This is a genomic window from Virgibacillus proomii (assembly GCF_900162615.1).
Lineage (GTDB): Bacteria > Bacillota > Bacilli > Bacillales > Amphibacillaceae > Virgibacillus > Virgibacillus proomii.
Genome location: NZ_FUFN01000009.1, coordinates 210,740 through 222,264, shown reverse-complemented (window position 1 = coordinate 222,264; position 11,525 = coordinate 210,740). Strand labels below are relative to the sequence as shown.

Annotated in this window: 6 protein-coding genes and 1 pseudogene; all 7 read left to right on the top strand. The window is 34.2% G+C overall.

The window, feature by feature from the left end; all coding sequences use genetic code 11:
* The first annotated feature begins 193 nt into the window (after positions 1 to 193).
* The 7 genes and pseudogenes from BN1066_RS03750 (at position 194) to BN1066_RS03720 (ending at position 11,364) form a co-directional block, all read left to right on the top strand.
* The gene (locus BN1066_RS03750) at positions 194 to 517 is read left to right on the top strand and encodes a YolD-like family protein (RefSeq protein ID WP_077318167.1); all 324 of its coding nucleotides are present in this window, start codon (positions 194 to 196) and stop codon (positions 515 to 517) included.
* Between the two features lie 349 nt (positions 518 to 866).
* A pseudogene (locus tag BN1066_RS03745) lies at positions 867 to 2,395 on the top strand (type I restriction-modification system subunit M).
* A complete protein-coding gene (locus BN1066_RS03740; RefSeq protein ID WP_245799689.1) occupies positions 2,392 to 3,687 on the top strand; it encodes a restriction endonuclease subunit S in 1,296 nt (431 codons plus the stop codon). The pseudogene BN1066_RS03745 and the gene BN1066_RS03740 overlap by 4 nt, the downstream one beginning before the upstream one ends.
* 37 nt (positions 3,688 to 3,724) lie before the next feature.
* Positions 3,725 to 6,823 carry a type I restriction endonuclease subunit R gene (locus BN1066_RS03735; protein WP_077318166.1) on the top strand — a complete coding sequence of 1,033 codons (3,099 nt, stop codon included), beginning with the start codon at positions 3,725 to 3,727 and terminating at the stop codon, positions 6,821 to 6,823.
* A 12-nt stretch (positions 6,824 to 6,835) separates the two neighbouring features.
* Positions 6,836 to 7,561, top strand: coding sequence for a M48 family metallopeptidase (locus BN1066_RS03730; protein WP_077318165.1), 726 nt, complete (start codon positions 6,836 to 6,838; stop codon positions 7,559 to 7,561).
* Between the two features lie 429 nt (positions 7,562 to 7,990).
* Positions 7,991 to 8,200, top strand: a complete 210-nt coding sequence (locus tag BN1066_RS03725) for a hypothetical protein (RefSeq protein ID WP_077318164.1) — start codon at positions 7,991 to 7,993, stop codon at positions 8,198 to 8,200.
* Between the two features lie 500 nt (positions 8,201 to 8,700).
* Entirely contained in the window at positions 8,701 to 11,364 is a 2,664-nt protein-coding gene (locus BN1066_RS03720; RefSeq protein WP_179104281.1) for a DEAD/DEAH box helicase family protein, read from the top strand.
* The last annotated feature ends 161 nt before the right edge of the window (positions 11,365 to 11,525 follow it).

Below are 11,525 nucleotides of genomic sequence, written 5' to 3'. Positions count from 1 at the left end.
AAGAAGCATAGTGACTCATCTAGGTCGGGTACTATTGAGGAAAAGCCTTATTTACAGCAGGGGTGAAAATGGCATTACTCATATCGAAGTGTACTTGTTTATCTTCTTTCTTCCTGTTAAAATAGGAACATATGTTTTCTGTTTTTCTGTGGCTAACGTATATGATATTTGTTTGTAAAAGGTGGAGAATAAAATGTTAAATGATAGAGGAAATATCAAATGGACATCAATAATGATGCCTGAACACATAAATATGTTAAAACAAATGTGGAAGGAAAAGGAATATAAGACAAAACCGATATTGGATGAGCAACAAATGAATGAAATTAGTTTAAAGTTACAGTTGGCGATTACAAACGACTTGAATGTATCTATTGATTATTATGAAGAGCATGATTTTCATAAGATTAATGGCAAGCTACAAAAGGTTGATTCATTGCAAAAGTATTTAGAGCTGAACGACGCAGATTCTACCGAAATATTGCTGGAGAATATACTTGATGTGCACATAGATTAATGGGTCTATGTGTTTTTTGTTTTCCAATTTTATGGCTGATTGTGAATTTTACCCTTTTGGTCATATAAAAGGAAATGATAGAAGATTTCCATTCGGTATGATATGTTACCTTAATTAGATGGGAAATTCGTAAGGCTTCCGTTTTCCAAATAAGTGAGGAACAACACAGAATAGAAAATGAACACATAAGTGTCTGATATAGTAGGTGTAGCCATATCTAAAGGTGGGAATTGCCTAAAACACCCCATTTTGCGATAATTACAGTAGAGTGATAAATATCTACTATTATATAAAATAGAGGATAGCCGGAGGACCCTTATTAGGGTTGGATAAATTTAGGAGGAGCATAATGAATACAAAAGTAACGCAACAGGAGATAAACGCCATTTTATGGCAAGCAGCGGATTCATTCCGGGGAAAGATAGACTCAAGTACATACAAGGATTATATCCTTACAATGCTTTTCATTAAGTATCTTAGTGATTCTTATAAAGAGAATTTAGAACAATATAAAGAGCGATATAATGGGGATGAGCTTCGCATCCAAAGGGCCCTGTCCAGAGAACGTTTTGTGTTAGATGAACAATCAACATTTGACTATTTATATAGTAAACGTAATGATCCAGAAATTGGAGAAATTATAAACAAAGCATTGGAACGAATCGAAAATGAAAATACTGGAAAACTGAGAGGTGTTTTCCGAAACATTGATTTTAACAGTGAATCCATTCTTGGAAAAGCGAAAGAGCGTAATGCGATTCTTCGGTCATTACTGGAAGACTTTAATCAACTATCATTGAGACCTTCTCAAATTGGAAATGAAGATGTTGTAGGTAACGCTTATCAGTATATGATTGGACAATTCGCCTCTGATGCTGGGAAAAAAGGTGGGGAATTCTACACGCCAGCAGAAGTATCCGAATTATTAGCACGTCTAGTAAAGCCTCAAGAGAATGATCGTGTATATGATCCGACTTGTGGATCAGGTTCACTGTTGATAAAAGTAGCTAATAAAGTTCCAAATAAAAAAGTAGCGATTTATGGGCAAGAACGGAATGGTGCTACACATTCTTTAGCTCTCATGAATATGTATCTACATGGTATAGATGATGCAAATATTGAATGGGGAGATACTTTAGCTAATCCATTACATTTGGAAAATGATAGATTAATGAAATTTCAGAAAATTGTAGCGAACCCACCCTTCTCATTAGACAAATGGGCTATGGGATTTGCTGGTGAAGGAAGTACTGATAAAAAATTCAAAATGGAATCAAGCCTAGATCCACATAGACGATTTGAATGGGGAGTTCCTCCTAATTCTAAAGGGGATTATGCTTTTGTACAGCATATGCTTTATTCGTTAGCTGAAAACGGCTGTATGGCTACATTCTTCCACATGGTGTTTTGTTCCGTGGAGCAAGTGAAGGAAAAATACGTAAACAAATTATAGAAATGAATCTTTTGGAAGCTGTTATAGGTTTACCAGGAGGCTTATTCTATGGAACAGGAATCCCTGCATGTATTCTGGTATTTAAAAAGAATAGGAAGCATAACGACGTTTTATTTATTGATGCTTCAGGAGAAGAGCATTATGAAAAAGGAACGAACCAGAACAAATTAAGAGAAAAGGATATAGAAGAAATCATTAATACATACGAAGAATGGAAAGAGAAGGAGAAGTACTCTTATGTTGCATCAATGGATGAAATTAAAGAGAACGATTATAACTTAAATATACCTAGATATGTTGATACATTTGAAGAGGAAGTACCTGTGGATATGGATTCCGTGAAAAGTGATATAGCAAATATACAGTATGAACTTCAAAAAGTTGAAGCACAAATGGAAAAGTATTTGAAAGAGTTGGGATTATGATGCTAAATGAGAATCAAAAATTTATAGTGAACACCGAAACTCTCAGACAAGAAAATATTCCTACAGGCTATCAAAAAACTAAATATGGTGTAATTCCTTCAGATTGGGAAATAAAGAAGGTTAAGGACATTTTAAAAAGAGTAAGGAATCCGGTTGATGTTCAAAAAGATGTAGATTATAAACAAATAGGGATACGATCTCATGGAAAGGGGATTTTTTATAAGGAATCGGTCAAAGGTGAAGAGTTAGGTAATAAGGCTGTTTTTTGGGTTGTACCTGATTGTTTCATAGTTAATATTGTGTTTGCATGGGAACTTGCAGTAGCGAAAACAACAGATAAAGAAGTTGGATTTATTGCTTCTCATAGGTTTCCAATGTATAAGGCTATCGAAGGTTTACTTGATTTAGATTTTATAACTTATATGTTTAAGTCTCCTCGAGGGAAGTATTTACTGAACGTGGCATCTCCAGGAGGTGCTGGTCGAAATAAAACATTAGGTCAAAAAGAATTCGGAGAGCTTGAAGTTCCAATACCTAGTAGTATAAATGAACAACAAAAAATAGCAACAATCCTTACCACTTGGGATAAGGCAATTGAATTAAATGTTAAGTTAATTGATGAGAAAAAGGAGCAGAAAAAAGCATTACTGCAGAATTTGTTAACTGGGAAAATAAGACTCCCTGGGTTTAATGGTGAATGGAAAAAAGTATTTTTAAAGGATATTGTATTAGGGAAAGGTTCTTACGGAATTAATGCACCTTCAGTAGAAAATAACCCAAAACTTCCTACTTATTTGAGAATAACTGATATAAGTGATGAAGGATATATATTAACTAATGGGTTGAGGTCTGTAGATCATCCTGATTCAGGTAATTACTTTTTGGAAGTAAATGATATTGTTTTTGTACGAACAGGGGCATCTACAGGCAGAACGTATTTATACGATAAATCCGATGGCAAGTTAGTTTATGCAGGATTTTTGATAAAGTTTAGTATTGATTCAGCTAAAGCAGACCCTAAATTTATTAAATTTAGTACGGAAACAGAAAAGTACAACAATTGGGTTAGAGTGATGGGTGTGAGAAGTGGACAGCCAGGAATAAATGCAGAAGAGTATGGAAAACTTCCACTTTATCTCCCGCCCATATCGGAACAGAAAGCCATATCAAGTATTCTAGAAAATATAGACAGAGAGATTTTATTATTAAAGTCCAAACTAGACTTAATAAAGAAACAAAAGAAGGGACTCATGCAGAACCTTCTTACAGGAAAGGTTCGTGTGGAGATATAGCATGGGATTAATTAATTTTTGAACAGGAGGTGTAAAAATGACAAGGATTTATGGCGAGAGATTAAGTAGTCAAGTTCCAGCACTTGAAATTTTGCAAAACATAGGTTATCAAAAACTCCTATCAGAAGAAGTTGAACAAATGCGTGGGAACTTACATGATGTTCTGCTAAAAGATGTATTAGTTAATAAACTAAAATCAATGAATTCATATGAATACAAAGGGAAATCTTACAGCTTTAGCAATACGAATATTGAGCAAGCAATTCGGGATTTGGATGAACCTTTAACAAATGGTCTAGTAAGAGCAAATGAATCCATATATGAAACATTAATGAGTGGAAGAACCTATTCTGAATTTCTTCCTGATGGATCAAAAAAGTCCTTTACAATACAGTTTATTGATTGGAACAATATCGAAAATAACATATTTCATGTTGTAGAAGAGTTCGAAGTAGAACGAATGGATGGGCGTGGAACAGTTCGTCCGGATATAGTGTTATTCGTAAATGGAATACCCTTTGTAGTGATTGAATGTAAAAAGGCTTCTATATCCATGGAACAAGGAATCAGTCAAATGATTCGGAACCAGGGTAAGGAATATGTTCCCCAATTATTTAAGTTCGTTCAAATAGTAATGTCCACAAATAAAAATGAGACAAAATATGCGACATGTAATACGCCTAAGAAGTTCTGGTCGGTCTGGAAAGAAGAAAAGGAAGAATGGCTGAATTCATGGTTGGATGAAATAATTGAAGGCCGGATGCCAACCATACAGGATAAGAATATCATTTCATTGTTTCACCCTAACCGTTTGCTAGAAGTGACTCAATTCTTCACTCTGTTTGATAAGGATGTTAAAAAGGTAGCACGTTACCAACAATACTTTGCAATAAAAGAAATTATTAAAACAATTGAAGAACGAGATGAGAATGGGAATAGACAGAGCGGTGTTATCTGGCATACACAGGGCTCAGGGAAGTCACTGACAATGGTAATGCTTTCAAGATATATATTATCAGAGTTACATAACTACAATCCCAAAGTAGTAGTTGTAACAGACCGTGTTGAATTAGATAAACAGATTCATAAAACTTTCCGACATACAAGGTTAAAGGCGAGTCGAGCAACTTCAGGTGGTCATTTAATAAATTTATTAAACGACAATAATGCAGATATTGTTACTACATTAGTCCATAAATTCGATACGGCATCTAAACACAACACTGTAGATTCTAAAAATGTATTTGTTTTAGTAGATGAATCCCACAGAACGCAATATGGGGAACTTCACATTAAAATGAAAAAAGTATTTCCGAATGCATGTTATCTAGGTTTTACTGGTACTCCATTAATGAAAAAGGAAAAAAACACAATGATCAAGTTTGGGAAACTTATTCATACTTATACCATTGCTGATGGTGTTCGGGATAAGGCTATCGTACCTCTTTTATATGAAGGGAAGATGGTAGACCAAACCGTTAATCAGAGAGCTATTGATAAAAGGCTTGAGATGATTACACGCCATCTCAATGATAAGCAAAAAGAAGAAGTTGAGAAGAAGTGGAGTAAATTCGAACGCATTGCATCCTCTAACCAACGATTAAGTATGATAGCGTTTGATATTAATGAGCATTTCTTTAACAATTACAAAACACAGGGCAGCCAGTTTAAAGCTATGCTTGCAACAAATAGCAAGATTGAAGGTATACGTTATTTAGAGGCATTCGAAGAACTTGGGGACTTAAACTGTGCTGTTGTTATTTCACCACCAGATCAACGAGAAGGCCATGAGGCAGTTGATGTAGAATCAAAAGATAAAATTCAACACTTTTGGAAACGTATGATGGGAAGATACGAAACACCCGAAGCGTATGAAGATGCCATTAAAGATGAGTTTGTTAATGGAGATGACATTGATTTATTGATTGTTGTAGATAAGTTATTAACTGGTTTTGATGCCCCTAGAGCGACTATTCTTTATATAGATAAACCAATGAAGGAACATACTCTTTTACAAGCAATTGCGAGGGTAAATCGTCTATATGAAGGAAAGGAATATGGATTTATTATTGACTATCGAGGACTATTGGAAAGATTAGATCAAGCAATGCAAATGTATTCAGGTTCTGGCTTAGAAAACTTCGATCCAAAAGATTTAGATGGTGCTATATATGACGTAATTAGTATAATTGGTTCACTGAGGCAGTATCATTCAGATTTACTACAAATCTTCGCCAATATAAAGAACAAAAAGGATATAGAAGAATACGAAATCTGGTTGGAGGACGAAGAACGTAGAGAAACATTTTATGATGCATTAAGTAAATTTGGAAGAAACCTGGGAATTGCATTAGAGTCAGAGAAGATATACAACTCTTTGCCTAGTGAAGAGTTAAATGGATATAAGAGAGATTTCAAATTCTTCCAAGAACTAAGGAAAAATGTTAAATATCGCTATTCTGATACTATCGACCATAAAGAGTATGAAGCCAAAATGCAGCTTTTAATGGATCATTATATTTCAGCAGAAGATGTAATTCGGATTACAAAACCTGTAGACATTTTAAATGAAAAAGCATTTGAAGAGGAAATGGATCGTCTTGGATCAAAACGTGCAAAAGCTGATGCAATTCGGACTCGTCTAACAAAAAGTGTGAGAACTAAATGGGATGAAAACCCGGCATATTATAAGAAGTTTTCCGAACGGATTCAAGAAGCAATCAAAGAATACAAAGACAAACGAATCTCAGAAGCAGAATATCTAAATAAAATGAAAGACATCATGAAAGATTATCGCAATGGAGAATCAACTGAGAATTACCCTGAAGTGGTTAGAGAGAATCGGAATGCTCAAGCATTTTATGGTGTAACAAAAGACTTGTTAAGTCAAGTAAAAGAGGATTCACCAACTTACGGTATTGATCCAATTGGAGAATTAGCGTTGAAAATGGATGAGGTAATTAAAGAACATCAAAAAGTAGATTGGCATAATAATCTTGAAATCCATAATCGAATTGCTCAAGATCTAGATGATTTGCTCTTTGACTTCAGCGGTAAGTATCATATTAAAATAGACTTCGATACAATTGATAAGATTATCGAGCAGATTAAAACCATTGCTATGAGACGGTATTAAGGCGTGAACAACATGAAAAGACATCAAATTCAATATGCAAACAAAACGATAGAGTTTGCGGTTCAAAGGAAAAATGTGAAGAATGTAAATCTTAATATTAAGCCTGATATGACAATTGAAGTTTCAGCTAATGAAGAGGTTCCTCTCACCTATATATATGATTTTGTAAAGGAGAAAGGATCTTGGATATTAAAACATGTAAAGCACTTCGAAAATGTACAACCAATTAAGCAAAGTAAAAGGGAATATATAAGTGGTGAGTCCTTCAAGTATCTGGGTAAGCAATACCGGTTGCGTGTACAGCAAGTAGAAGATGAGGAAAAAGTAAAATATTTTCGTGGATTTATCTATCTATTTGTAAAGGACTCTACTAACTATAACCGCAAAGAAAAACTAATGAATGAATGGTACCGAGAGAAGGCAATTAAGATATGTAATGAGTCATTGAATAAACTTTCACCTCTAGTAGAGAAGTATGGTATTGAAAAACCTATGATTACTTTACGTAGTATGAAAGCACGGTGGGGATCAGCATTAACGGATAGAAATACTATTCAATTAAATACGGAACTAATAAAAGCACCAAAGCATTGTATTGACTATGTTATCCTACATGAGTTAATCCACTTTAAGTACAATGACCACAGTGAAAAGTTCTATAAAATGCTTTATGCACTAATGCCTGATTGGGAGAAAAGAAAGAAGATATTAGATGAGGAAATAGTAAAAGAATTATAAGGATAGCGGTTCTCGCAACAAGTCGTGTGTATAGTTCCTGAGAAAACAAAATTTATAATAAAATAGGCATTTCAAATAGAACCGGTTATTGCTGGTTCTATTTTATTTGCTTCCTTAATTTTTGCAACCCCTTAAAGTTTTTTGCTTTTTTCTCTTCTTAATTAAAGGCAGCAATCATAATTATGAAGACAGTGAGATGGCCAAGGACTAATCTACTAAAAACAGTGACAATAAATGAAGTTGTATTTAATACTATACTTCAAAAACTGTCACTGTTATTTTTATATTAGCCACTAACTACACTAAAACACCAACACGTTTTAGGGGTGGGCGGCTCAACCCTTGCTCGAACATGAAAATAAAAAATAACGTTATATCTTTTGAAAAAATATCTATCATATAGTACCAAATAAAAGGGAAGTGATAGATGTGAATAAGCCAAATAAGAAATACCGAGATAATTTTTATGCAAAAAAGGCTAGCGAGTTAAATGTTAAATCACCAAAAGATGCAAAGCAAATTTATGAGGGTTTAAAGCACTACACCAGACTAATTGAAAAATATGGGTATGATCAAGTTCAACAATGGTTTAATGTTTTACAAGGAAAAAGCAAAGATTTGTTTGGTGGTGATAAATAATGAATAAAGCCCCCCAAACAATAAAACCTTCGAAATCACCTCAATTTCCTCAGTCCAACCTTCTGATTACACCCTACACTCATGGGTATAAAACAAAACCCTCAAAGTATGAAGCTGGTAAAATTCAAAACTACTTTAAATCAGTAAATATCGGAAACAAAACAGAGTACAGACATATGGATGAACATGAATTTGCTCATAATGTATTAGAAATTGGAACACCGCATATTGTGGCAAGTTATTTTGATTCTCCAAATAAACGGGATGAAGTAAAGGGCTTTATGTCAAATATTATTGAGTTCGACATTGATGATATCAAGCACTTGTCCTATGAAAGAAAGAAGGAACTTGAAAAGAAGCTATTTAAAAACTTCTATATGGTTCAGAGATCCTTCTCAAGTAGTGAAGATTACAACGACCCCCGATACCACGTTTATGAACGAGTTGTCCCTTTAGAAGACTGTTCCTATGAGTCATGGGCCTATGCGTATAAGAGAAGAATGGAGTATTGGGAACAAGAGCTAGGGATTTCCTTTGACCACAGTCAACACTTGTTAAAAATGATTTATGCTTCTGGAAAAAAGGTTCATATCAATAGGAAACAAAAACCCACAAATCTTCAACAATACGTTGATGAATTCCTCGAAGAAAAGAAGAAGATGAAGAAGAAAAAAAGAAAAGTAAGCAATAAGCAAGTTGCAAGGAAGCTAGCAGATGAGCGGTTCAATAATTTTTACAAAATTAACGGGGTTAACTTTGATGCTATTGTGAAGGCTCTTGAAGAATTACCATTTATTGATGATTACGATACCTGGTTTAATCTATTGCTGACATTTCATAGCATGATGATTGAAGGACTAATTGATAGAAACCAAGTATACGAGCTATGTGAAATCATTGATGATGGTGAAGGAAAATACAAAGAAGAATTCAACAAGATTGAGAGATATGGATATGTTGGTAGAACAATGGGAAGTTTCATTTACGATTTACAAACGTTTGATATTGATACTAAAGGAATCTTTCAGCTTAGTGAAAAGTATGAAATGAGAATTGATAAGGAATGGGAAATTGAAGGCTATCTTTCAGACAATGTACAGGTTTGTAAGGAATTCAAAGATCTGCTATTAAGTAGTCCAGGAAAACGTATCCTATTCATTGGGGATACTGGGATCGGCAAATCTAGGTTTATTTTAGATGTACTTGATGAATTCAATGTAAAATTACAGTCCTTTAAAAAAATGTACAGAAGTATTAGCAGCTTATCTTATTCGATCATGTCGATTCCGAGAAGAAATTTAATCAATAACCTCAAGAATAGTTTTTCAACGGAAAAATCAGCAGTTTTAACAGGTTCAGATGAAATGATTAAGGGACAGCGTGAAAGCATTATTGCGAACAACGACAAGTTTCTTACAACACCAGATCATGCAAATGTAATTCTTGATATGAAGTTGACTGAAGGTGAAAATGTAAGACGACGTGGCTATGATTCAGCAACATTAGATGTATTAAAACATCACCGGATTATGATTCTTGATGAGTGCCACATGTTAGCTAATGACTCAACATTCAAGTCAGAAACGATTGAAAGATATTTGGCTGAGGAAGAAGAACATTTAAAAAATAATGGAGTAGTATTGCATATGACAGCCACACCCGAGAGCCTAACCATTGGGGGCGTTTATGACCTGGTTATCAAGGTAACACAAAAGAATCGAAAGAATCCTTTTCGCAAGGCTGGATATAAAGTTCTTTCAGGTAAAGATACCAATGAAGTAGATTCAATGATGCTAAAACTAATCAGAGAAGCGATTAAAAAGGATCCGGCAAAGAAAATATTGGTATTTATTGAAAATAAAAGGCTAATCGAAGACTTTAAAAAGGACCTAGAAATGAAGGGTATTAAAACAGTTGGAATATATTCGAAGAAAGAGAAAGAACGGGGGAAAGAAGAGCTATCCATAATCGAATTAGGACATATTCCAGAAGATGTACAAGTTATACTTGGGACAACAGCCATTAGTGCTGGTATGAGTATCATCTCAGGATTTAATGAGAAGGCAGAAACCTGGGTGTATTGTAGTAGTTCGAGTATGAATCATGAGTTTACCCGTTTGGTACAAATGTCTAACCGTTTTAGAACCAGTAAGCAAGTTCCATCATATGCAGCATTCAAGGTTTTCTTTCAAGAGAGTTCCACAGAAAAACAAGGCAATGTATTCCGTTACCACGCTTATGTAGAAACCGAGAAAAGAAAAGCTGAGAATTCAAAGACTTATATTGAACTATTGAGAGATGACAATTGCCCTGTTATTGGTAATGTAGATGAAATTGAAAGAAACTGTGGTGTTTATTCGGATAAAGACGGTAAATTACGTATAAATTTTCCTGCGATTGAGTCTGAAGGAATTATGATAAAGACCTACAACAATTACAATAACTTCCATTCACTCATTAAGGAATTAGAAGAAAAATTCAAATGTCAGTTTGAGGACATAAATGAATCTGTAATGGTGAGCAAAAAGGAGTTACTGAAAAACAATAAAATTAAAGGTGACTCCAATAGTATCATCAAACAAATTGCCTCCGATGAAAGCTATTTTAATCAATTGAAGGAGGAATATATGGCAGGGCGAAAAGATGGAGAACTTGAACTTGTTCGCAATACCTTAAAGGGCGGAGTTAAAAAGGATCTAAATCATTTTCTAGAAACGGAACTAGATTATGAACTGGTAAGGAAAGTATTTAAGGTCCACCAAAAATCAATCAAGAAGTCCAAGAAATATTGCTATATTGATGATATAAAAGCAATAGAAAAGATTAAAAACATTAAGAGAAGAAAGCAAGTCACGTTAGAAGTTCAGTTGATGGAAGTGCTAGATAAAGTGTTTGCAAGAAATAAAAAAAGACTAAAATTTAAGTCTAGTAATGAAATAAGTGATTTCTTAAAGAGATGTCTTGCCAAAAAACTGAAAGAAAAAGGACTTGAATTGGATGCCAGCCGTTTCAAGCCCGATACTTTCAAAAAAATGCTTAACATTGATGTTCGACCATCGAATGGGAAGAAGTTTTACACATTGCTTGGTTTCAAGGATGAAAGATATATTACGCTCATTTATGGTCTGGAAACCGTGAATGAAGAGGTTAAGGAAGTTGCATAGCAGCTTCCTTTTCTTGTGGTGCAATATATTCTATTACAGAGAGGCATTAAATATAATAGGAAACTTTAATACTATTTAATGGGTTTTTATAACAAATTACAAATTTTTTCAAAAAATCATAAATGTGACTTGGCACGTCACCTTTTTTTACCAGTGACTAT